A 20,872-nucleotide genomic window follows, 5' to 3' on the forward strand; every position below is an offset into this window, starting at 1 on the left:
CGTCCGGCGGGACCACCGGACGGCGCAACGGCGCTCCGCCGACCGGGGCCGTTCCCCCGAACGGCCGGTGAGCCGTTGCGGCTTCCGGCCCGGCGCGGTGCACTGCCCCCATGAGCAACGACCAGCCGCCGCCCGGCGAGCCGCCCGAGGACGACCCGTTCCTCAAGAAGCCGCGTCAGCCGCCGCCGTCCGAGGGCTCGGGTCCCGCGGGCTCGGACGGCTCGCCCTACGGCTCCTCGCCGGGCTCGCCGTACGGCTCTCCGTACGGCGGCGGCGACGGCCCTCCTCCGGGCGACGGCAACGCCTACGGCGGGAACCAGTACGGCGGCGCCGATCCCTTCGCCGGGATGCCGCCGCTCGCGCCCTTCGGCAAGCGGTTCACCGCGCGGGTGGCCGACGCTCTGATCATCTTCATCCCGTTGGCGATCCTGTCGCTGCTCGCCGGAAGCTGGGACTCGTCGGCGAACGGCGGCGGCGGATGGATCGATTTCACCGATCAGGTGAATACGGGCACGCAGTGGCTCTGGTCGCTCATCTCGGTCGTCGCCTATGTCGGCTACGACACCCTGATGACGAAGAAGTACGGACAGACCGTCGGCAAGCGCTGGATGAGGCTGCGGGTCGCGATGCTGAACAACGGCGCGATCCCGGACACCGGTGCCTCGTTGCTGCGCGCGGTGGTGCTCTGGGTGCCGGCGCTGGTCTGCTGCACCGTCCTCTGGTGGATCATCCTCATCGTGTCGATCCTGGTCAGCCGGCCGTACAAGCAGGGCTTGCACGACAAGGCCGCCAGGACCGTCGTCGTGTCAGCGGCGCAATGAGTGCTGGCCGACCCGGGCCTCGGCGCCGGCGTGACTGCGCGCGGCGGGTCCCCGGGACTCAGTGGCTTCACCGGACGCGCCGGACCGGTCGGCGCGGATCGCGCGCGCTGTCCCGGTCCTGCCGGGACGCGGCACGGTCAGCGCGACCAGAAGACCCAGAGCGAGCGCCGCCATTCCGATCACCGCGACACCGATGCCCGTGGTGGTGCGGGAGAGCAGCAGCATCGCGAGGGTCGAACAGACGACGGTGGCGCAACCGTAGGCGAGCTGTGCGGAAGTCGGACGCGGCATGGCGGTATCCGTCCCTCGGAGCATGGGCGTTGGGGGTGTCTCGCACGTAGGTCTCACTGTCAAGCGACTCTACGAGGGTGGATGCCCGTGCGGAACGGGCAGTAAGCGAGTCCTGACCCACGGTGCCGGTGCACAGGGGGCGCATTGAATCATTCACGTTAACAACCGGCTGAAAATGTGCGCCCGTTGTCCGATTTTCTCCACGTCCGGATACCGGAGGAGGTCCTTCGCATAATGCAGTTGACCGGCACAAGTCAAGGGCTGTCTTTTCTCCTTCAACTCCGGTCGAATGTCGTCACTTATGACGCGCATGCGCGCGCGGATCCCCATCTCGCGGTCCGCGGACCGCGTGCGCCGGGGAGGAAAAGCATCAAGTGAGCAGCAATCGACGGGCGAGAAGAATGTCCGCGGTGATCGTGGCCCTGGCCGCGACCGCCGCGACTGCCTCCGCCTTCACCACGGCACAGGCCGAGGACAACCCCGGATCCGGCCCCTCCGGCATCGAGCGCCGTGACCCGGCGCCCCAGAAGGGCCAGGTCGAACATGACCTGGAAGGCCCGTTCAGCAAGCAGCAGGCACAGCAGCGCGACGCGGCGCTCCAGCAGGTCATCTCCGGTGACGCCAAGCTGGAGAAGCGTGGCGCCTCGCAGGTCGTGAAGCTCGGCAACAAGAAGTACGTCGAGCTGGGCCGCGAGAAGACCGACAAGATCTTCACCATCCTTGTCGAGTTCGGCGACCAGGTCGACAGCACGACGACCTACGACCCGGACGGTGCCACCGGACCGCAGCCGCCCGTCCTGAAGTACGGCGGCGAGCCCGGCCCGCAGCACAACGAGATAGCCGAGCCCGACCGGAAGGTGGACAACTCCACCGCCTGGCAGGCCGACTACAACCAGCAGCACTTCCAGGACCTCTACTTCGGCGAGGGCAAGGACCGGAAGGGCCAGGAGAAGAACTCGCTGAAGACCTACTACGAGAAGACGTCCTCCGGGCGCTACTCGGTCGAGGGCGAGGTCTCGGACTGGGTCAAGGTCCCGTACAACGAGGCCCGTTACGGCTCGAACTACTGCGGCAGCTCCAACTGCGCCAACGTCTGGGACACGGTCCGCGACGGCGTCACCGCCTGGGCCGCGGACCAGAAGGCCCAGGGCAAGACGGACGCCGAGATCAAGGCGGACCTGGCGCTCTACGACCAGTGGGACCGTTACGACTTCGACGGCGACGGCGACTTCAACGAGCCCGACGGCTACATCGACCACTTCCAGATCGTCCACGCGGGCGAGGACGAGTCGGCCGGCGGCGGCGTCGAGGGCGAGAACGCCCTGTGGGCGCACCGCTGGTACGCGTACGGCACCGACGCGGGCAGCACCGGACCGGCCAACAACAAGTCCGGCGGCACGCAGATCGGCGACACCGGCATCTGGGTCGGCGACTACACCATGCAGCCGGAGAACGGCGGCCTGGGTGTCTTCGCCCACGAGTACGGCCACGACCTGGGTCTGCCGGACAACTACGACACCGCGGGCGGCGAGAACTCCACGGCGTTCTGGGACCTGATGTCGTCCGGTTCCTGGCTCGGCACCGGCAAGAACGAGATCGGCGACCTGCCGGGCGACATGTCCGCCTGGGACAAGCTGCAGCTCGGCTGGCTCAACTACGCCAAGGGCAAGGCGGCGAAGAACTCCACGCACAAGCTGGGTGTCTCCGCCTACAACACCAAGAACCCGCAGGCGCTCATCGTCGACCTGCCGGCGAAGACCAGCACCACCACCGTCGTGAAGCCCGCCGAGGGCTCCAAGCAGTGGTGGAGCGACATGGGTGACGACCTCAAGAACACCCTGACCCGTTCGGTCGACCTGACCGGCAAGTCCACGGCGGCGCTGGAGCTCCAGGGCTGGTGGGACATCGAGGCCGACTACGACTACCTGTACGCCGAGGTGTCGACGGACGGCGGCGCCAACTGGACGCCGCTCGAAGGTACGGCCGACGGCGCGGCGATCACTCGCGACGCCGCCGACAAGCCGGCGCTGACCGGTGTCTCGGGCGCGTACAAGAAGCTCGCCTACCCGCTGGACGCCTACGCGGGCAAGAAGGTCGACCTCCGCTTCCGTTACCAGACGGACGGCGGCGCGGGCGGCAAGGGCTTCGCCGCGGACGCGATCAGCGTGAACGCCGACGGCGCGCCGCTGTTCACCGACAACGCCGAGGGCGACGACGCGGGCTGGACCTCGAAGGGCTTCTCGCGCATCGGTGAGTCCTTCACCCAGGAGTACGCGCAGTACTACATCGCCGAGAACCGCCAGTACGTCTCGTACGACAAGACCCTTGAGGTCGGCCCGTACAACTTCGGCTTCACGGCGCCGAAGGACGACAAGGTCGAGCACTTCCCGTACCAGAACGGTCTGCTGGTCTGGCTGTGGGACACCTCGCAGAAGGACAACAACACCAGCGTGCACCCGGGCGAGGGCCTGATCCTGCCGGTGGACGCGCATGCCAAGACCCTGAAGTGGTCGGACGGCACGGTCATGCGCAACCGGATCCAGGCGTACGACTCGACGTTCTCCTGGTGGCCGACGAAGGGCCTGACGCTGCACAAGGCCGACAAGGCGACGCGCGTCCCGGCGCAGCTCGGCGCGCCCGCCTTCGACGACCGCAAGGGCACGTACTGGAGCAAGGACAACCCGCAGGGAAGTGTCAAGGTTCCTGACACCAACACCAAGATCACCATCATCGGTCAGCCGCTCGACGGCCAGACGCTGACGGTGCACGTGGGTCCCTCCGGTAGGTAACCACGAGTAATCCCAGCTCAAAACATGATCGGCCGTCGCCCTCTAGCGGGCGGCGGCCGATCGTGTTTAGGTGCGTCCTACGGATCTCTTATTGACATGACGTCTCACGGGGGAGATGAGGGACATGGCAGGTGGAGGCTTCAGCAAGCTCCCGAACGGCAGAGTGGTGGTGGCACTGACCCTGCCGAGCCCGGCCTCGGAAGGCGGCACGGTGCGTGTCCTGGTGTATGCGGCGAACCGCGCCCGCGCGCTGACCAGGCTGCGGAATCTGGGCCTGCGGGCGGTGTATCTCCGCGGCAACGCGGAGCCTCCGACACCGGACGAGATCACCGCGGTGCTGCACCATCCGGACGGGCTGCTCTGGCGCACCACGCCGGAGTGCCTGGACCAGCTCTGGCAGCCGATCCGAGCGCTGCTGCGGCCACAGATGAGGGCTGGGATACTGGAGGGGTCCGCGAGGCGTCCGGTGGGGCCGCCAGGGGCTCGGTGAGCGGAGTTGGTGCGCTCGTCGGTGTCAGACGACCGGCTTGCCGGTCAGTACGACACCCGCTCCGCGCAGCTCCTCCAGGGCGCGGTTCGTGGTCTCCACCGACACTCCGGCCGTCAGGTCGAGCAGCACATGGGTGGTGAAGCCCTGACGGACCGCGTCGAGCGCCGTCACGCGGACACAGACGTCCGTCGCGATGCCGACCACATCGACCTCGGTGACATGGCGCTGCCGCAGCCAGTCACCGAGCGGTACGCCGTTCTCGTCGACGCCCTCGAAGCCGCTGTACGCCGCCGAGTACGCGCCCTTGCTGAAGACCGCCTGGACCGCTCCGGAGGCGACGGCCGGAGCGAAATTGGGATGGAAGCCCACACCCTCCGTACCGGCGACACAGTGCGGCGGCCAGGTGTGCACATAGTCAGGGACGGCCGGGGACGGAGCGAAGTGGCCGCCCGGGTCGATGTGGTGGTCACGCGTGGCGACCACATGCCGGTAGCCCGCCGACGCCTGGCCGATCAGATCGGTGATCGCGGCCGCGACGTCCGCGCCTCCCGCCACCGCGAGGCTGCCGCCCTCGCAGAAGTCGTTCTGGACGTCGACGACGATCAGTGCGCGGTGCATGCGGTTGTCCTTCGGTGAGTGCGGGCGATGACGGGTGGTGCGGGCGGGCGTCATCCGGGGCGGGCCTGAGCGTAGAGACTCCGGCCGTCCCGGGCGAGGGGCACAGCACGGATACCCCTCGGCTGGGACTACGGGACGGCCCTCAGACGTACTCGGTCGGAATCACGGGCTCGCCCCGCGAGAGCTGTATCGCGGACATCGGCAGCCCGGCACGCGCCGCGATGTGCCGGTCGCGCACGGCGTCCAGCGGCTCGCGCGCGACGACGTCGCCGCCCTTCACGAGCTGCGCCAGGAGCTGCCGGTCGAGCAGCTCCGGCGGTACCGGACCCGTGCCGATCACCTCGGCCTCGGCGTACCCGTCCGCGTCCAGCCGCCGCGCCGCCCACTTGCGGCCGCCGATCGAGGTCTTCCCGCCGAGCGACTTCTTCGCGACCGGCTCCAGCGGAGCCCTCGGATCCGTGGACCGCGCCCGCGCGACGATCTTGTAGACCATGGAGCATGTCGGGTTCCCGCTGCCGGTGACGAGCTGCGTACCGACGCCGTACGCGTCCACCGGCGCGGCCGCCAGCGAGGCGATCGCGTACTCGTCCAGGTCCGAGGTCACCACGATCCTGGTGTTGACCGCGCCCAGCTCGTCGAGCTGCTGACGGACGCGGTGCGCGACCAGCAGCAGATCGCCGGAGTCGATACGGACCGCTCCGAGGCCGGGGCCGGCGATGTCCACGGCGGTCCGCACGGCCTCGGCCACGTCGTACGTGTCGACCAGCAGCGTCGTCCCGCGGCCGAGCGAGTCGACCTGCGCCTGGAAGGCGTCGCGCTCTCTGTCGTGCACCAGAGTGAAGGCGTGCGCGCTCGTCCCCACCGTCGGAATGCCGTAGCGGAACCCGGCCGCCAGGTCCGAGGTGGTGTCGAAGCCGCCGATGTACGCGGCGCGGGCCGCGGCGACCGCCGACAGCTCGTGCGTACGGCGCGCTCCCATCTCGATCAGTCCGCGTCCGCCCGCCGCCGCCGCCATCCGGGAGGCCGCGGCGGCGATGGCCGAGTCATGGTTGAGGATCGACAGGATCACGGTCTCCAGCAGCACGCACTCCGCGAAGGAGCCCTCGACGCGCAGGATCGGCGAGCCGGGGAAGTACACCTCGCCCTCCGGATAGCCCCAGATGTCCCCGCTGAAGCGGTAGGAGGCCAGCCAGGCGAGTGTCGCCTCGTCGACGATCTCGCGCTCCCGGAGAAAGGTCAGCACGTCGGCGTCGAAGCGGAAGTTCTCCACGGCGTCCAGGACGCGGCCGGTGCCCGCCACCACGCCGTAACGGCGTCCCTCCGGCAGCCGCCGGGTGAAGACCTCGAAGACGGAGCGGCGCTCGGCCGTGCCGGCCCGCAGGGCCGCCTGGAGCATGGTCAGCTCGTACTGGTCGGTGAAGAGCGCGGTGGACGGCACGCCCACCCGTCGCCCGACACCATCCTGCCGCGGAGGCGTTTCGCGCCCGTCGTCGTCGGGCAGCGCAGGGTCCGGAGTGTTCATACGAGGGATGCTACCTCCAATCTCGTCACATTGACGATTTCTAAGTGGCCGTTTGTGCGACAGGCCCTTCCGGGTGGCAGCATGGACCTCGTGAGGCCCTGAAGCCCGGAGCCTTGGAGCCCCGGGGCCTCGGCAGACCCCCCCGGCAGACCGGTACGCCCCGGCAGAGAAGAAGGTCGTCCCGAACCGTGAGTGTTGCTCCGACTGAGATCGAACGCCCCGAGTCGGCCGAGGAGACTTTCGCCGTCCCCGAACCCGATGTGCCCTGGGTGACGATCGTCCACAACGACCCGGTCAATCTCATGAGTTATGTGGCGTACGTCTTTCAGACCTATTTCGGCTACTCGAAGGACAAGGCACACAAACTGATGCTCGACGTTCACCACAAGGGCCGCGCCGTCGTCTCCAGCGGCAGCCGCGAGGAGATGGAGCGCGACGTGCAGGCGATGCACGGATTCGGACTGTGGGCGACCCTCTCGCAGGACCGCGGCTGATGGCCGGGAACTTCGAGGCGATCCCGGGCGGCGGAGCGGCCGTCGCGCTCGACGAGGTCGAGATCTCGATCCTGCGCTCGCTGGCCGTCCAGCTCCTGGAGCTGATCGGGCCGGGTGACGAGCCCGCGCAGGGCGAGGACCCGCTCGCCGCGCTCTTCGCCGAAGGCCCCACAGAACCGCCGGCCGACCCCGCGCTGGCCCGGCTCTTTCCCGACGCGTACGGCGACGAGGACGACGAACTACGCGAATTCTCCTCGGAGTTCAGGCGGTTCACGGAGAACGACCTGCGCGGCCGCAAGCGGGCGGACGGTCTGGCGGTCGTCCGCACACTGGACGCGCTCGCCTCGGCCGGCGAGGGCGGCGCCGTGCTCAAGCTGAGCCCCGACGACTGTCTGCACTGGCTCGGCGCCCTCAACGATCTGCGGCTGACCATCGGCACGCGCCTTGAGGTGACGGACGAGGACGAGGGCGGCGAGCTGTACCGGCTGCCGGACTCCGACCCGCGCAAGCCGATGGTGATGGCGTACCTCTGGCTCGGCGCGTTGCAGGAGACGCTGGTCGAGACGCTGATGCCGTGACGCCCTGGCGGCGGCCCGCGCGGCCTCCTCGGTACGCTCAAACGAGCCTCAATTCGGCGTAACGATCCCGTCACCGGCGCGGCGGCGTTTGCGGTTCCCGGGGAAATTTGTTCGCTTCTTCCTGTGGGCTGCGCCACAGCGCGGCCCGGGGCCGGGCCCTGCCGCCGTGATAGATCTTCACGATCCCCCGGGGACTCCACCCCTGTCCCCGGGGGAGCTGAGGCCGGCCACCGCCGGTAGCACTTCATCCATATCCGGGGGGAACCGGGAACTGGTCCTACCGCCGAGCACGGCGCGGACCGGCATGGAGAAAGGGCGTACCACCATGACCTCCGCGCAGGTCGACAAGGAGTACGGCGACAAGGGCGCCGAACGTGCCTCGACCGGACAGGGGACGGCCGCGGACGGCGCGGCCGGAGAGGGCTACGAGCGCGGGCTCGGCAGCCGTCAGGTCCAGATGATCGCCATTGGCGGCGCGATCGGCGTCGGCCTGTTCATGGGCGCCGGAGCGAACATCGCCAAGGCCGGCCCCAGCATCATCCTCATGTACGCCCTCGCCGGCGTCGTGATCTTCTTCATCATGCGGGCGCTCGGCGAACTGCTCCTCTACCGGCCGGTCTCGGGCTCCTTCGCGGAGTACGCCCGGGAGTTCCTCGGCCCGTTCTTCGGCTACGCCACGGGCTGGACGTACTGGCTGATGTGGGTCGTCACCGGCATGGCGGAGCTGACCGCCGCCGCGATCTACATCCACTTCTGGTTTCCGCCGATCCCGCAGTGGGTCAGCGCGCTGGTCTTCCTGGTGGTGCTCTTCGGCGTCAACCTGATCTCGGTGAAGATCTTCGGCGAGGTCGAGTTCTGGTTCTCGATGATCAAGGTCACCGCGATCATCGGCATGATCGTGATCGGTCTCGGAGTGCTCACTCTCGGCTTCTCCGACGCCGGTGACACCGCCGCGCCCGCCAACCTCTGGTCGCACGGCGGCGTCTTCCCGAACGGCATCGGCTCCAGCCTGATGACCCTCCAGGGCGTCATGTTCGCCTATCTCGCCGTCGAACTGGTCGGCGTCACCGCGGGCGAGTCCGAGAATCCGGAGAAGACCCTGCCCAAGGCCATCAACACGCTGCCCTGGCGCATCATCGTCTTCTATGTCGGCGCGCTGTCCGTCATCCTCGCGGTCGTCAGGTGGACCGAGTTCTCGGCCGGCAACAGCCCGTTCGTGCACGCCTTCGAGAAGATGGGCATTCCGCTCGCCGCGGGCATCGTCAACTTCGTCGTACTGACCGCCGCGCTCTCCTCCTGCAACTCCGGGATGTACTCCACCGGCCGGATGCTGCGCGACCTCGCCGCCAACAGCGAGGCGCCCAGGGCCTTCGGCAAGCTCAACTCCCGGAAGACACCGGCGCTCGGCATCACCGTCTCCGTCGCGCTGATGGGCATCGGCGTGGTCCTCAACTACGTCGTCCCGGAGAAGGCGTTCGGCTATGTCACCTCGGTGGCCACCGCGGCCGGTATCTGGACCTGGATGATGATTCTGGTCAGCCATATCCGCTACCGCCGCGGCGTGGACGCGGGCCGGCTGCCGGCCTCGTCCTTTCCCGCGCCGGGCGGCGCGGTGTTCAGCTGGGTCGCGGTGGCCTTCCTGGCCCTGGTCACCTGTCTGATCGCCTACGACAAGGACGCGCGGGTCTGTCTGTATGTGGCGGCGGTCTGGGCGCTGGGCCTGGCGGCCGGCTGGCAGTACCTGAAGCGGCGCGATCCGCGGATCACCGAGCGCGGCACGCCGGAGTACGCCTCCGCCAGGGACTGACCGCGCGCTCCGACGGCCCTCGGATCACTTCCCGGGGGCCGTCGCACCGTCCGAGGCACCGCCGTCGGCATCCGGCCCGCTCACCGTACGGTCGGCCGCCGGTCCGGCCCGTTTATATTTCCACCATGCTCACCATCACCCAGGCCCTGCACGACCAGATCGTCGCGCACGCGCGAGCCGACCATCCCGACGAGGCCTGCGGCGTGGTCGCGGGACCGGCCGGGACCGGCCGGCCGGAGCGCTTCATCCCCATGCTGAACGCCGCGCGCTCGCCCACCTTCTACGAGTTCGACTCGGCGGACCTGCTGAAGCTCTACCGGGACATGGACGACCGCGACGAAGAGCCGGTGATCATCTACCACTCGCACACCGCGACCGAGGCCTATCCGTCCCGTACGGACATCAGCTACGCCAACGAGCCGGGCGCCCACTACGTGCTGGTCTCCACGGCCGACACCGACGAGGCCGGCCCCTTCCAGTTCCGCTCGTACCGGATCGTTGAGGGCGAGGTCACCGAGGAGGACGTCGAGATCGTCTGACACACTGGGCGCCGAACCGAGGCGGCAGGACCCAGGAAGCCGGTGCGAAACCGGCGCGGTCCCGCCACTGTGACCAAGCCCAGCTTGGCAGCCAGGAACTGACCTGCCGCCCTTCTCCCACCAGCCAGGGGACGCGGAAATCCCCCGGAGGAGGCCCAGTCGTGTCAGCCATGTCCCGGCGCCGCCGTGCGCTCGCGCCCGCCCTCATATCCGCCGTACTGCTGCCGCTCACGCTCACCGCGTGCGGCGCCTCCACGGACGCGGACGGCGGGAAGCCCGCAGCCGCCGAGGCCGCTCCCGGCTTTCCGTACACCGTCACCAACTGCGGCGTGAAAACCACCTATCAGGCGCCGCCGAAGCGCGTGGTCACCATGAACCAGCACGTCACGGAGATCATGCTGGCGCTCGGGCTCCAGAAGTCGCTGGCCGGAACCGCCTATCTGGACGACAGGATCCTGCCCGCCTACGAGAAGGCGTACCGCGGCGTCCCTGTCCTCGCCAAGGAGTATCCCTCCAAGGAGAAGCTGCTCGCCGCCAACCCGGACTTCGTCTACGGCGGCTACGCCAGCGCCTTCGACGCCAAGGACGGCCGTGGCCGCGACGACCTCAGGGCCTCCGGCATCAACACCCGGCTCAATCTGGAGAACTGCGTCCCGGGCCGGACATCCATGGACGACGTCTACCGCGAGGTCGAGGAGGCCGGACGCACCTTCGGCGTCTCCGGCCGCGCCGAGAAGTGGATCGCGCGGGCCCGTACCACCGTCGCCGCCACCGGGACACGGCTGAAGGGCGTCGAGCCGCTCTCCGTCTTCGTCTACGACAGCGGTGACAAGACCGCCTTCACCGCGGGCGGCAAGGGCATCGGCAACGAACTGATCGAACGGGCCGGCGGCCGCAATGTCTTCGCCGGCCTCGACAAGTCCTTCGGCGACGCCACCTGGGAGCAGGTCGTCGCCCGCAAGCCCGAGGTCATCGTCATCTACGACTACGGCTCCACCACCGTCGCGCAGAAGAAGAAGCGGCTGCTGGACGATCCCGTCCTCAAGGACGTACCGGCGATCAGGAACCAGCGGTTCGCGGTCATGCCGCTCTCCGACGTCGTCCTCGGCGTACGCGCTCCGGACGCCATCGGACGGCTCGCCGCCCAGCTCCACCCGGAGACGGCGAAGTAAGCCGCCGTGAGCCGCGAGACACCGCCCGGCCACGGGCGGCTCCGCTACACCCTGCTGCTGACCTGCCTCGCCGTGGCCCTCGTGGCCGCCGTCGTGGCGGGCCTGGCCCTCGGCTCCGTACGGATCCCGCCCGGTCAGGTGATCACCGCTCTCACCGGCGGCGCGGAGCCGGGACCGTTCCGCACCATCGTGCTCGACGTACGGCTGCCGAGGGTGCTGCTCGGCGCGATCGTCGGCGCCGGGCTGGCCGTCGTGGGCACCGTCCTCCAGGCGCTCGTGCGCAACCGGCTCGCCGACCCGTTTCTCCTCGGCATCTCCTCCGGAGCCTCCACCGGCGCCGTGCTGGTCCTCGTCCTTGGCATCGGCGGCGGAGTGACCACCACCGTCGCCATGCCCGCCGCCGCCTTCGCCGGCTCGCTGGTCGCGCTGGCGCTGGTGTACGCGCTGGCCCGGCGCGGCTCCACGATGACCGGTGGCCGGCTCGTCCTCGCCGGAGTCGCCGTCTCGTACATCCTCTCGGCGCTCACCACGCTCGTGCTGGTCGTCTCCGCGCGGCCGGAACACTTCCAGGAGGCGCTCTACTGGACGCTGGGCGGCCTCGGCAGCGCCCGCTGGTCCACGCTGATCCTGCCCGCCGTCGTCCTCACCGCCGGGATCGGCCTGCTGATGGCACTGGCCAGACCGCTCGATCTGCTGCTGGTGGGCGAGGAGGGCGCGACCGTCCTCGGACTGGACACCGGGCGCTTCCGGGCCGCCGTCTTCGTACTCGCCTCCCTGGTCACCGGCGTGATGGTGGCCACCAGCGGCGCCGTCGGCTTCATCGGACTGCTTGTGCCGCACGCCGCGCGGATGGCCGTCGGCGCGACTCATCGCGTCCTGCTGCCGGTGGCGGCGCTGGGCGGAGCCGTCGTGCTGGTGATCGCCGATCTCGCGGCCCGTACCGTCGCCGCTCCGCAGGACATCCCCGTCGGCGTGCTCACCGCTCTCACCGGCGGACCGTTCTTCCTGTGGCTGATGCGCCGCCGTCCGGAAGGAGCGCCCGTATGAACGGCCCGGTCACCGCGGCCAGGCTCCGGATCGAGGGCCTGTCGTACGGGACGGGCGGACGCCGTCTCGTCGACGGCGCCGACCTGACCGCCGCTCCCGGCGAGACCGTCGGCCTCGTCGGTCCCAACGGCAGCGGCAAGACCACGCTGCTCCGCTGTGTGTACGGGACACTGCGTCCCACGCGTGGCCGTGCCCTGCTCGACGGCGACGACCTGCACACCATGACTCCCAAGGCGAGAGCGCGACGCGTCGCCACCGTCCCGCAGGACGGCCGGACGGACTTCGAGCTGACCGTCCGGGAAGTCGTCGCGATGGGCCGCTCTCCGCACAAACGCTTCTGGGAGCCCGACACGGCCGCCGACGAGGCCCTCGCCGCGGCGGCCCTCGAACGCGTCGGCATCGCCGCGCTCGCCGGACGCGCCTTCCCGTCGCTGTCCGGCGGCGAACGCCAGCGCGCGCTGGTCGCCCGCGCACTCGTCCAGCGGCCGTCCCTGCTCGTCCTCGACGAGCCGACCAACCACCTCGACATCCGCTACCAGCTCGACGTACTCAGCCTCGTCAGAGGATCGGGAACGACCAATCTGCTGGCCCTGCACGATCTGAATCTCGCCGCCTACTACTGCGACCGGATCTATGTCCTCCAGGCCGGCCGGATCGTCGCCTCCGGCACACCGCGCGAGGTCCTCACCGCCGAGCTGCTCCAGACCGTCTACGGAGTGAAGGCCGAGGTCAGCACGCATCCGGTGACCGGCGCCACCACGATCGTCTATCTGCCGCCGTCCGCCTGCTGAACACCAGCCGTCCGCCGTGCGAGATCACATGCGGGGCCGCGGACCGGGAATCGATACGATGACCGCATGGTTTTCCACGACGTGAGCGACAAGACGCCGAGCGGCCCGCTGCTCGTCGCGCGGCTGCACGTCGACCTGTGCCGTCTCGCCAGTGCCATCTGTCCCGACAGCGCCGCCGGCTGAACGCCGGTCCCGAGCGGGGCCTTCCGCATTCGCACCACCCCCTCGCGCGGGGGCCCGAGCCGCGCGCCCGTCACGCCATCTCCCGACAGGAGCCCACGCCATGGCCATCGAGGTCCGCATCCCGACCATCCTCCGCACCTACACCGACGGCGCCAAGGCGGTCGAGGGTACCGGTGACACGCTCTCCGAGCTCTTCGCCGACCTCGAAACGCGCCACGCCGGCATCCGGGAGCGGCTGGTCGACCCGGCCGCCGGCAACCAGCTCCGCCGCTTTGTGAACGTCTACCTCAACGACGAGGACGTCCGCTTCCTCGATGGCGTCTCCACCAAGCTGGCCGACGGCGACAGCGTCACCATCCTTCCGGCCGTGGCCGGCGGCGCTCTCGACATCCACTCGTCCTGATGCGGTACGACTCCCCGCTGGCGGCGGTCGGCAACACGCCACTGGTCCGGCTGCCGAGGCTGTCGCCGTCGGACGAGGTCCGGATCTGGGCCAAGCTGGAGGACCGCAATCCGACCGGCTCGGTCAAGGACCGTCCCGCACTGCACATGGTCGAACAGGCCGAGAAGGACGGACGGCTCACGCCGGGCTGCACGATCCTGGAGCCCACCAGCGGCAACACCGGGATCTCGCTCGCCATGGCGGCCAGGCTCAAGGGCTATCGCATCGTCTGCGTCATGCCGGAGAACACCTCCCAGGAGCGCCGCGACCTGCTCGCCATGTGGGGCGCGCGGATCATCTCGTCACCGGCGGCGGGCGGCTCCAACACGGCCGTACGGGTCGCCAAGGAGCTGGCGGCCGAGAATCCGTCCTGGGTGATGCTCTACCAGTACGGCAATCCCGACAACGCGGGCGCGCACTACGCCACCACCGGTCCCGAGATCCTCGCCGACCTGCCTTCCGTCACCCACTTCGTCGCCGGTCTCGGCACGACGGGCACGCTGATGGGCGTCGGCCGCTTCCTGCGGGAACAGAAGCCCGACATCAAGATCGTCGCCGCCGAGCCGCGCTACGACGACGTCGTCTACGGCCTGCGCAACCTCGACGAGGGCTTCGTACCGGAGCTGTACGACGAGACCGTGCTGACCACGCGCTTCTCCGTCGGCTCCGCCGACGCGGTCACCCGTACTCGTGAACTCCTCCAGCAGGAGGGCATCTTCGCGGGCGTCTCGACGGGCGCCGCGCTGCACGCGGCGATCGGCGTGGGCAAGAAGGCGGTCAAGGCCGGTGAGAGCGCCGATATCGTCTTCGTCGTCGCGGACGGCGGCTGGAAGTACCTCTCCACGGGCGTCTACACGGCGGCCACCACCGAAGAGGCGATCGAGACCCTGCACGGCCAGCTCTGGGCGTGAGCCTCAGCCCGTAAGCCCGCAGCCCGGGAGCGTGGCCTCTCCCGGGCCGGGCGGCAGGTGTCGGACAGGAGCGGTCCGTCCGGACCTTCAGCGGGACAGGTGACGGACCCGCTCCCACAGGACCGCGTCCGCCGTACCGACCCGACGGCGGAACTCCTTCAGCCGCACATCGCGCAGCTCGTCCGTCTCCAGAAAACTCTCGCGCCCTCGTGTGTCTCCCACCGCGCCCGGCGGCAGCGCGATCACGCCCGGCCGCTCGCCGTGGTTCTTCGTGGTGATCTTCGCGACGCGTACCGTCCCGCCGCGCACCGACAGCACCAGACACGGCCGGTCCTTCGACCCGGGACCGTCCTCGAACGGAACCGCCGCCCACCAGATCTCGCCCGGCCGCGGCTTTCCCCCCGGCGTCACGCGGCCGGTCGCCGGGCCGCCGGGCGGCCGGGTGCGTCCACCGGGCCGGCGCGGACTCCGGCCCCGTCCGTCCACCACAGAAGCGATCAGCGCGATCAGCGCCACCGCGGCCAGCGCGAGCCACCAGGTCGTGTCCATCTCCCGAAGGTACCGGCCCGCCGCGCCTGACGCGCCCCTCGCGCACTCCGGTCCCGGCCGCCGCGACACACGTACGACGGCCGCCTCACACTCCATCCGAACCGGTGACAGAGCAGGTGAGTTCGCACACAACGCAACGCGGTGAAGGAGCGACCGGCCGTTTCGCGCTTTAGGCTCGACAAACCGCACAACCCCCGTCGCCCCCCTTCCACGCCACGGAGGTTCACGCTCCATGAAGCTCACCGTCGTCGGCTGTTCGGGTTCGTTCCCCTCCGTGGGTTCGGCCTGCTCCAGCTACCTCGTAGAGGCCGACGGCTTCCGGCTGCTCCTCGACATGGGTAATGGCGCCCTTGGCGAGCTGCAGCGCCACTGTGGTCTTTACGACCTCGACGCCATCTTCCTCAGCCATCTCCACGCGGACCACTGCATCGACATGTGCGGGTACTTCGTCGCCCGCTACTACCGTTTTGACGGCGGCCGCTGCGGCACCATCCCGGTCTACGGACCCGAGGGCACCGAGCAGCGCCTGACCACCGCCTACGGAGACACGCCGACGGACAAGTCCATGAGCGAGGTCTTCGACTTCCACTCGCTGAAACCGGGCTCCTTCCACATCGGCCCGTTCTCCGTCCACACGGAGAAGGTCTCCCATCCCGTCGAGACCTTCGGCATACGGATCGAGCACGACGGCCGGTCGCTGACCTACTCGGGCGACACCGGAGTCTGCGAACCGCTGGTCGAGCTGGCCGAGGAGACCGACCTCTTCCTCTGCGAGGCGGCCTTCACCCACGGCAAGGAGGACATCCCGGGCCTCCACCTCAACGGCCGCGAGGCCGGCGCCCACGCCGCCCGCGCCCGGGTGCGCCGGCTCGTCCTCACCCACATCCCGCCCTGGACGGACGGCGAACGGAACCTGGCCGACGCCCGCGAGGTGTACGGAGGCCCGGCCGAACTGGCCTTCCCGGGCCGGGTGTACGAGATCTGACCGGCTGTCGGGACGCACGACGCGCGAAGCCCCCGCCTCATGGAGGCGGGGGCTTCGTCGGGCGGCGTTCGTGACCGGCGGTTACGCCTTGGTCAGGTCCTCGACCTCTTCCTCGGGCTCACGGCCCGGGGTGGTGAGGTTGAACTTGACGATGGCGAAGCGGAAGATCACGTAGTAGAGCGCCGCGAAGACCAGACCTATCGGAATGATCAGCCAGGGCCTGGTGTCGAGCTTCCAGTAGAGCGCGTAGTCGATGAGACCGGCGGAGAAGTTGAACCCGGCGTGGACGCCCAGCGCCCAGGTGACCGCGAGAGAGAGCGCCGTCAGCACCGCGTGGATCACGTACAGCAGCGGCGCGACGAACATGAACGAGAACTCGATCGGTTCGGTCACGCCGGTGACGAACGACGTCAGCGCCAGCGACAGCATCATGCCCAGGACGGCCTTGCGGCGCTCGGGACGAGCGGCGTGCGCCATGGCGAGCGCGGCGGCCGGAAGGCCGAACATCATGATCGGGAAAAAGCCGGACATGAACATGCCCGCGCTGGGGTCACCGGCCAGGAAGCGGCCGTAGTCGCCGTGGGCGACGACACCGGCGGCGTCGGTGAAGTCACCGAGCTGGAACCAGGCGACGGTGTTGACGAACTGGTGCATGCCGATGGGGATCAGGGCGCGGTTGATCGCGCCGAACAGACCGGCACCGAGGGCGTCCAGACCGGTGATCCACTCGCCGAAGTTGCTTATTCCGTCGCCGATCGGTTCCCAGACCAGGCCGAAGAACACACCCACGATCACGCCGACGAAGGCCATGATGATCGGCACCAGACGGCGGCCGTTGAAGAAGCCGAGCCAGTCGACGAGCTTCTTGCGGTGATAACGCTGCCACAGCACCGCGGACAGCAGACCCATGATGATGCCGCCGAGCACGCCCGGATCATTGAAGACCGCAGGTGTGTCGGCGCCCTTCGAGACGACCGCCTCAGTGACCGGGAACGCCTGGAGGACCTTCTGGTAGACAAGGAATCCGACCACGGCGGCGAGGGCCGTGGAGCCGTCGGCCTTCTTGGCGAAGCCGATGGCGACACCTACACAGAACAGAAGCGGCAGGGCGCCGGTGATCGCGCTGCCGGCGTTGTCGAAGACCGACGCGACCTTGTTCCAGCCGAGACCGTCGGGGCCGAAGACATCCTTCTGCCCCAAGCGGACCATGAGCCCCGCCGCCGGCAGCACGGCGATCGGCAGCTGCAGGCTGCGCCCGACCTTCTGCAGGCCCTGGAACACGCCGGAGCCCCGCTTTTTCGCGGGCGACGCCTGAGCGGTGGCCGTACTCATCAACTTCCTCCATTGGGCAAGGCGCCGCCAGGGGACAGGGAGAAAGGGGGGACGGCGGCGCCTCAGAAACACGGCGCGCGGCCGCGTGGTCTACACCATCCACTGGTGTAGACCAGTTGTAACATGGTGTGGCTGACGTAAGGAACCTGGTCATTCTGTGGTCTGGGTCATAGTCGGCACGGCGGCGGAAGCCCACCTTGAAGCCGCCACCGGGATCCGAGGGCCCGTCGAAGCGGCGGTCCGGCGCGCGGCGGAGATATCAACGGCCTTGCTACGCCTTGGTGTTCTGCGCTTCGCCTGCTTCTTCGAGCTCCTCGGGCTCGCGCCCCGGAGTCGGCAGGTCGAACGCGGTGATCGCGAGGCGGAAGATCACGTAATACACGACGGCGAAGCACAGGCCGATCGGGATGATCAGCCAGGGCCTGGTGTCGAGATGCCAGTTGACGACGTAGTCGATCAGGCCCGCCGAGAAGCTGAAGCCCGCGTGCACGCCGAGTGCCCAGGTGATCGCCATCGAGGCGCCGGTGAGCAGCGCGTGCGCGCCGTACAGCAGCGGCGCCGCGAACATGAAGGAGAACTCCAGAGGCTCGGTCACGCCGGTGACGAATGACGTGAGGGCGACGGAGAGCATCAGTCCGGTGACCCGCTTGCGGTGCTCGGGACGCGCGCAGTGCGCGATGGCGAGCGCGGCCGCCGGCAGGCCGAACATCATGACGGGAAAGAAGCCGGACATGAACTGGCCCGCCGACGGGTCACCGGCGAAGAACCGTGTCAGATCGCCCTGTACGACCGTGCCGTCCGGCTTTCTGTACTCGCCGGCCTGGAACCAGAAGAACGTGTTCAGGAACTGGTGCAGGCCCACGGGGATCAGCAGCCGGTTGGCGACGCCGAAGATGCCCGCTCCCCACGCGCCCAGATCGATGAGCCGCTTGGCGAACGCGGTCAGCGCGTCGCCCACCGGCCCCCACAGCAGACCGAAGAGCACGCCGAGGACGACACAGATGAAGGCCATCAGGATCGGCACCAGGCGACGGCCGTTGAAGAAGCCGAGCCAGTCGACCAGCCTCGTCCGGTGAAACCGCTGCCAGACGAGCGCCGTGAGCAGTCCGATCAGGATGCCGCCGAGTACGCCGGGGTTCTCCGGTGTGCCCTCGGGCCTCGCGCCGGTCACCGAGCCCGCCGTCGGGAAGGCGGCCAGGACGTTGTGATAGACGAGAAAGCCGACGACCGCGGCGAGCGCGGTGGAACCGTCCGCCTTTTTCGCGAAGCCGATCGCGACCCCGATACAGAAGAGCAGCGGCAGACCGAACGCGCCGTCCAGGACCGCGCCACCGCCCTGGCTGAACACCTTCGCCGTCTTGTCCCAGAAGGGTCCGTGCAGATACGCGGAGAAGAGATTGCCGAGACTGACCAGCAGTCCCGCGGCGGGCAGGACGGCGACCGGGAGCTGGAGGCTCCGTCCGACCTTCTGGAGGCCGGGAAACAGCCCTTTCCACCATCGCCTCTCCGGCGCCGGCTGCCGCGCTGCCGTGCTGTCGGCGCTCATCGACGTACTCCCGTTCTGCCGTCCTCCCGTTTCCCGTCCTCCCGTCCGGCACAGGCGGCTCTCTCCTGGTCCGGAACAGGCGACTCCGAGAAGCCGGCCAGGACTGGTGTAGACCAGTTGCGGTAGGCTTCCGAGAGCCGGCCGCGGGCATGGCTGCGCCGGTGACCGCCATCATTCGTTACGTGTCGATCACTCGCCCGTGAAGATGGTCCAACCGTGAGTTACCGTGACGAAACGGACCAGAGTTGGGCCGCAGCAGAGCTTTTTGAGAGTCAGGGAGAAAGACATGGCCACCAAGGCTGAGAAGATCGTCGCCGGGCTCGGCGGGCTCGACAACATCGAAGAGGTCGAGGGCTGCATCACCCGCCTCCGTACCGAAGTCGTCGACGCCTCCCTCGTCGACGAAGCCGCGCTCAAGGCCGCCGGAGCCCATGGCGTGGTCAAGATGGGCACCGCGATCCAGGTCGTCATCGGCACCGACGCCGACCCGATCGCCGCCGACATCGAAGACATGATGTGAAAGACCCCGGGAGCCGGGTCCGCCCTGTTCCTGAGCGCTTGGCGGCGCCGTCGACGGCCGGTGGCGCGCGGCCGTTCGCACGGCGGAGCCGGCTGTGCGCATACCACTGAGGGGCCTGATCCCACCATCGGAGCAGGCCCCTCACGCATGTCCGGATAGGCTCACGCCATGTCTCGAATCGACGGCCGCACCTCCGAACAGCTCCGTCCCGTCACCATCGAACGCGGATGGAGCAAGCACGCCGAGGGCTCCGTCCTCATTTCCTTCGGTGACACCAGAGTCTTCTGCACCGCCTCTGTCACCGAGGGCGTGCCCCGCTGGCGCAAGGGCAGCGGCGAAGGCTGGGTCACCGCCGAATACTCGATGCTGCCCCGCTCCACCAACACCCGTGGTGACCGGGAGTCCGTCCGCGGCAAGATCGGCGGCCGGACGCACGAGATCAGCCGCCTCATCGGCCGTTCCCTGCGCGCCGTCATCGACTACAAGGCCCTCGGTGAGAACACCGTCGTCCTCGACTGCGATGTCCTCCAGGCCGACGGCGGCACCCGTACCGCCGCCATCACCGGCGCGTATGTCGCGCTCGCCGACGCCGTCGCCTGGGCCCAGGGCAAGAAGATCGTCAAGGCCGGCCGCCGTCCGCTCACCGGGACCGTCGCCGCCGTCAGCGTCGGCATCGTCGACGGCGCTCCGCTCCTCGACCTCTGTTACGAGGAAGACGTGCGCGCCGAGACCGACATGAACGTCGTCTGCACCGGCGACGGCCGTTTTGTCGAGGTCCAGGGCACCGCGGAGGCCGAGCCCTTCGACCGCAAGGAGCTGAACGCGCTCCTCGACCTCGCCACCGCCGGCTGTGTCGATCTCGCCGCGCTTCAGCAGGCGGCTCTGGACGAGACGCTCGCCAGGTAAAGAAGCAACCAAGACGCGTCCTCGGCGCGTCTTTCACCGTACGGGCGCACGGGCCGAACCGTGCGCCCGTCCGTAGCTCCTGACCCGTCCGCAGCTCCCGGGAGGAACCGCTCCATGCCCGCGTTCGTACAGTCCGCGTCCGTCCGCCGCCGCCGCGTCACTCTCGCGCTCGCCGCCGCCGCACTGGCCCTGCCGCTCGCCGCCGGCTGCGGCGCCCTCGACAAGGCGCTGGACTGCGTGCAGACGGCCGACACCATCGTGAGCAGCGTCGGCAACCTCCAGCAGGCCGTCTCCAACGCCGGTGACAACCCGCTCCAGGTCAATCAGGCACTCGACGACATCGACAGCGAACTCGACAAGCTCCAGGACACGACGGACAACGCCGACCTCGGCAAGGCCGTCGACGATCTCGACAAGGCGCTGGACAACGTCCGTACGTCCATTGACGGCGGCGACGCCACCCCGGACCTCGCGCCCGTCACCGACGCCGCGTCGGAGATCGGTAAGGTCTGCGCGCCCTGAGCGACGGGCCGGGCTGG

General features: G+C 69.1%; 23 protein-coding genes and 1 riboswitch. Of the genes, 17 read left to right on the plus strand and 6 right to left on the minus strand.

Annotated features, from left to right (window positions below; translation table 11 throughout):
- The first annotated feature begins 110 nt into the window (after nucleotides 1-110).
- A complete protein-coding gene (locus PV679_RS00445; protein WP_319678138.1) occupies nucleotides 111-821 on the plus strand; it encodes an RDD family protein in 711 nt (236 codons plus the stop codon).
- Here the strand turns inward: PV679_RS00445 and PV679_RS00450 are convergent.
- On the minus strand, nucleotides 807-1,112 hold the full coding sequence (locus PV679_RS00450) for a hypothetical protein (protein ID WP_319678139.1): 306 nt from the start codon (nucleotides 1,110-1,112) through the stop codon (nucleotides 807-809). The two genes, PV679_RS00445 and PV679_RS00450, sit on opposite strands and share 15 nt — an antisense overlap.
- A 374-nt stretch (nucleotides 1,113-1,486) precedes the next feature.
- Here PV679_RS00450 and PV679_RS00455 point away from each other — a divergent pair, with 374 nt between their 5' ends.
- Together PV679_RS00455 and PV679_RS00460 are read left to right on the plus strand one after the other, a co-directional pair.
- Nucleotides 1,487-3,901, plus strand: coding sequence for an immune inhibitor A domain-containing protein (locus tag PV679_RS00455; protein WP_319678140.1), 2,415 nt, complete (start codon nucleotides 1,487-1,489; stop codon nucleotides 3,899-3,901).
- Nucleotides 3,902-4,025: 124 nt separating this feature from the next.
- Nucleotides 4,026-4,391 (plus strand): hypothetical protein, encoded by a 366-nt coding sequence (locus PV679_RS00460; protein WP_319678141.1) that lies wholly within the window; start codon nucleotides 4,026-4,028, stop codon nucleotides 4,389-4,391.
- 24 nt (nucleotides 4,392-4,415) lie between these two features.
- Here PV679_RS00460 and PV679_RS00465 read toward each other — a convergent pair whose 3' ends face one another.
- Nucleotides 4,416-5,009 (minus strand): isochorismatase family protein, encoded by a 594-nt coding sequence (locus PV679_RS00465; RefSeq protein ID WP_319678142.1) that lies wholly within the window; start codon nucleotides 5,007-5,009, stop codon nucleotides 4,416-4,418.
- A 142-nt stretch (nucleotides 5,010-5,151) separates the two neighbouring features.
- Entirely contained in the window at nucleotides 5,152-6,405 is a 1,254-nt protein-coding gene (locus tag PV679_RS00470) for a nicotinate phosphoribosyltransferase (protein ID WP_416069635.1), read from the minus strand.
- A gap of 314 nt (nucleotides 6,406-6,719) precedes the next feature.
- On the opposite strand from PV679_RS00470, the gene clpS reads away from it, so the two are divergent.
- The 10 genes from clpS (at nucleotide 6,720) to PV679_RS00520 (ending at nucleotide 14,495) form a co-directional block, all read left to right on the plus strand.
- Nucleotides 6,720-7,025, plus strand: coding sequence for an ATP-dependent Clp protease adapter ClpS (gene clpS, locus PV679_RS00475; protein ID WP_319678143.1), 306 nt, complete (start codon nucleotides 6,720-6,722; stop codon nucleotides 7,023-7,025).
- Complete coding sequence (locus PV679_RS00480) at nucleotides 7,025-7,603, plus strand: DUF2017 domain-containing protein (RefSeq protein WP_319678144.1); 579 nt, start codon at nucleotides 7,025-7,027, stop codon at nucleotides 7,601-7,603. Before clpS ends, PV679_RS00480 begins: the two co-directional genes overlap by 1 nt.
- A 325-nt stretch (nucleotides 7,604-7,928) precedes the next feature.
- Nucleotides 7,929-9,410, plus strand: coding sequence for an amino acid permease (locus tag PV679_RS00485; RefSeq protein ID WP_319678145.1), 1,482 nt, complete (start codon nucleotides 7,929-7,931; stop codon nucleotides 9,408-9,410).
- A 125-nt stretch (nucleotides 9,411-9,535) separates the two neighbouring features.
- On the plus strand, nucleotides 9,536-9,949 hold the full coding sequence (locus tag PV679_RS00490) for a M67 family metallopeptidase (RefSeq protein WP_319678146.1): 414 nt from the start codon (nucleotides 9,536-9,538) through the stop codon (nucleotides 9,947-9,949).
- Nucleotides 9,939-10,071, plus strand: a riboswitch (cobalamin riboswitch). (Overlaps the previous gene by 11 nt.)
- A 48-nt stretch (nucleotides 10,072-10,119) precedes the next feature.
- On the plus strand, nucleotides 10,120-11,121 hold the full coding sequence (locus PV679_RS00495) for an ABC transporter substrate-binding protein (RefSeq protein WP_319678496.1): 1,002 nt from the start codon (nucleotides 10,120-10,122) through the stop codon (nucleotides 11,119-11,121).
- 6 nt (nucleotides 11,122-11,127) lie between these two features.
- Nucleotides 11,128-12,168: an iron ABC transporter permease gene (locus PV679_RS00500; RefSeq protein ID WP_319678147.1), complete on the plus strand. Its 1,041-nt coding sequence runs from the start codon at nucleotides 11,128-11,130 to the stop codon at nucleotides 12,166-12,168.
- The gene (locus PV679_RS00505) at nucleotides 12,165-12,959 is read left to right on the plus strand and encodes an ABC transporter ATP-binding protein (protein ID WP_319678148.1); all 795 of its coding nucleotides are present in this window, start codon (nucleotides 12,165-12,167) and stop codon (nucleotides 12,957-12,959) included. Before PV679_RS00500 ends, PV679_RS00505 begins: the two co-directional genes overlap by 4 nt.
- Nucleotides 12,960-13,025: 66 nt before the next feature.
- The gene (locus tag PV679_RS00510) at nucleotides 13,026-13,142 is read left to right on the plus strand and encodes a putative leader peptide (protein WP_319678149.1); all 117 of its coding nucleotides are present in this window, start codon (nucleotides 13,026-13,028) and stop codon (nucleotides 13,140-13,142) included.
- Between the two features lie 100 nt (nucleotides 13,143-13,242).
- The gene (locus PV679_RS00515) at nucleotides 13,243-13,545 is read left to right on the plus strand and encodes a MoaD/ThiS family protein (RefSeq protein WP_319678150.1); all 303 of its coding nucleotides are present in this window, start codon (nucleotides 13,243-13,245) and stop codon (nucleotides 13,543-13,545) included.
- Nucleotides 13,545-14,495, plus strand: coding sequence for a cysteine synthase (locus PV679_RS00520; RefSeq protein WP_319678151.1), 951 nt, complete (start codon nucleotides 13,545-13,547; stop codon nucleotides 14,493-14,495). Before PV679_RS00515 ends, PV679_RS00520 begins: the two co-directional genes overlap by 1 nt.
- A gap of 87 nt (nucleotides 14,496-14,582) precedes the next feature.
- Here the strand turns inward: PV679_RS00520 and PV679_RS00525 are convergent, their stop codons facing one another.
- Nucleotides 14,583-15,044 (minus strand): type II toxin-antitoxin system PemK/MazF family toxin, encoded by a 462-nt coding sequence (locus PV679_RS00525; protein WP_319678152.1) that lies wholly within the window; start codon nucleotides 15,042-15,044, stop codon nucleotides 14,583-14,585.
- 232 nt (nucleotides 15,045-15,276) lie between these two features.
- On the opposite strand from PV679_RS00525, the gene PV679_RS00530 reads away from it, so the two are divergent.
- Nucleotides 15,277-16,029 (plus strand): MBL fold metallo-hydrolase, encoded by a 753-nt coding sequence (locus PV679_RS00530; RefSeq protein ID WP_319678153.1) that lies wholly within the window; start codon nucleotides 15,277-15,279, stop codon nucleotides 16,027-16,029.
- A gap of 81 nt (nucleotides 16,030-16,110) precedes the next feature.
- On the opposite strand, the gene PV679_RS00535 is transcribed toward PV679_RS00530, so the two are convergent.
- The gene (locus PV679_RS00535; RefSeq protein ID WP_319678154.1) at nucleotides 16,111-17,361 is read right to left on the minus strand and encodes a PTS transporter subunit EIIC; all 1,251 of its coding nucleotides are present in this window, start codon (nucleotides 17,359-17,361) and stop codon (nucleotides 16,111-16,113) included.
- 271 nt (nucleotides 17,362-17,632) lie between these two features.
- Nucleotides 17,633-18,907, minus strand: coding sequence for a PTS transporter subunit EIIC (locus PV679_RS00540; protein ID WP_319678155.1), 1,275 nt, complete (start codon nucleotides 18,905-18,907; stop codon nucleotides 17,633-17,635).
- 286 nt (nucleotides 18,908-19,193) lie between these two features.
- On the opposite strand from PV679_RS00540, the gene PV679_RS00545 reads away from it, so the two are divergent.
- From PV679_RS00545 to PV679_RS00555, 3 genes are all read left to right on the plus strand, one after another.
- Nucleotides 19,194-19,427 carry a PTS glucose/sucrose transporter subunit IIB gene (locus PV679_RS00545; protein ID WP_319678156.1) on the plus strand — a complete coding sequence of 78 codons (234 nt, stop codon included), beginning with the start codon at nucleotides 19,194-19,196 and terminating at the stop codon, nucleotides 19,425-19,427.
- A gap of 168 nt (nucleotides 19,428-19,595) precedes the next feature.
- On the plus strand, nucleotides 19,596-20,333 hold the full coding sequence (gene rph, locus PV679_RS00550; protein ID WP_319678157.1) for a ribonuclease PH: 738 nt from the start codon (nucleotides 19,596-19,598) through the stop codon (nucleotides 20,331-20,333).
- A 114-nt stretch (nucleotides 20,334-20,447) separates the two neighbouring features.
- Entirely contained in the window at nucleotides 20,448-20,855 is a 408-nt protein-coding gene (locus PV679_RS00555) for a hypothetical protein (protein ID WP_319678158.1), read from the plus strand.
- Nucleotides 20,856-20,872 lie beyond the last annotated feature (17 nt).

The organism is Streptomyces sp. AK02-01A (assembly GCF_033795305.1).
Lineage (GTDB): Bacteria > Actinomycetota > Actinomycetes > Streptomycetales > Streptomycetaceae > Streptomyces.

Coding starts and splice junctions, on each gene's coding strand:
- PV679_RS00535 (WP_319678154.1), bottom strand. CDS start 17,361: ATGAGTACGGCCACCGCTCAGGCGTCGCCCGCGAAAAAGCGGGGCTCC.
- PV679_RS00465 (WP_319678142.1), bottom strand. CDS start 5,009: ATGCACCGCGCACTGATCGTCGTCGACGTCCAGAACGACTTCTGCGAG.
- PV679_RS00445 (WP_319678138.1), top strand. CDS start 111: ATGAGCAACGACCAGCCGCCGCCCGGCGAGCCGCCCGAGGACGACCCG.
- rph (WP_319678157.1), top strand. CDS start 19,596: ATGTCTCGAATCGACGGCCGCACCTCCGAACAGCTCCGTCCCGTCACC.
- PV679_RS00515 (WP_319678150.1), top strand. CDS start 13,243: ATGGCCATCGAGGTCCGCATCCCGACCATCCTCCGCACCTACACCGAC.
- PV679_RS00460 (WP_319678141.1), top strand. CDS start 4,026: ATGGCAGGTGGAGGCTTCAGCAAGCTCCCGAACGGCAGAGTGGTGGTG.
- PV679_RS00545 (WP_319678156.1), top strand. CDS start 19,194: ATGGCCACCAAGGCTGAGAAGATCGTCGCCGGGCTCGGCGGGCTCGAC.
- PV679_RS00470 (WP_416069635.1), bottom strand. CDS start 6,405: ATGCTCCAGGCGGCCCTGCGGGCCGGCACGGCCGAGCGCCGCTCCGTC.
- PV679_RS00485 (WP_319678145.1), top strand. CDS start 7,929: ATGACCTCCGCGCAGGTCGACAAGGAGTACGGCGACAAGGGCGCCGAA.
- PV679_RS00520 (WP_319678151.1), top strand. CDS start 13,545: ATGCGGTACGACTCCCCGCTGGCGGCGGTCGGCAACACGCCACTGGTC.
- PV679_RS00490 (WP_319678146.1), top strand. CDS start 9,536: ATGCTCACCATCACCCAGGCCCTGCACGACCAGATCGTCGCGCACGCG.
- PV679_RS00510 (WP_319678149.1), top strand. CDS start 13,026: ATGGTTTTCCACGACGTGAGCGACAAGACGCCGAGCGGCCCGCTGCTC.
- PV679_RS00555 (WP_319678158.1), top strand. CDS start 20,448: ATGCCCGCGTTCGTACAGTCCGCGTCCGTCCGCCGCCGCCGCGTCACT.
- PV679_RS00450 (WP_319678139.1), bottom strand. CDS start 1,112: ATGCCGCGTCCGACTTCCGCACAGCTCGCCTACGGTTGCGCCACCGTC.
- PV679_RS00495 (WP_319678496.1), top strand. CDS start 10,120: ATGTCCCGGCGCCGCCGTGCGCTCGCGCCCGCCCTCATATCCGCCGTA.
- PV679_RS00480 (WP_319678144.1), top strand. CDS start 7,025: ATGGCCGGGAACTTCGAGGCGATCCCGGGCGGCGGAGCGGCCGTCGCG.
- PV679_RS00540 (WP_319678155.1), bottom strand. CDS start 18,907: ATGAGCGCCGACAGCACGGCAGCGCGGCAGCCGGCGCCGGAGAGGCGA.
- PV679_RS00530 (WP_319678153.1), top strand. CDS start 15,277: ATGAAGCTCACCGTCGTCGGCTGTTCGGGTTCGTTCCCCTCCGTGGGT.
- PV679_RS00525 (WP_319678152.1), bottom strand. CDS start 15,044: ATGGACACGACCTGGTGGCTCGCGCTGGCCGCGGTGGCGCTGATCGCG.
- PV679_RS00505 (WP_319678148.1), top strand. CDS start 12,165: ATGAACGGCCCGGTCACCGCGGCCAGGCTCCGGATCGAGGGCCTGTCG.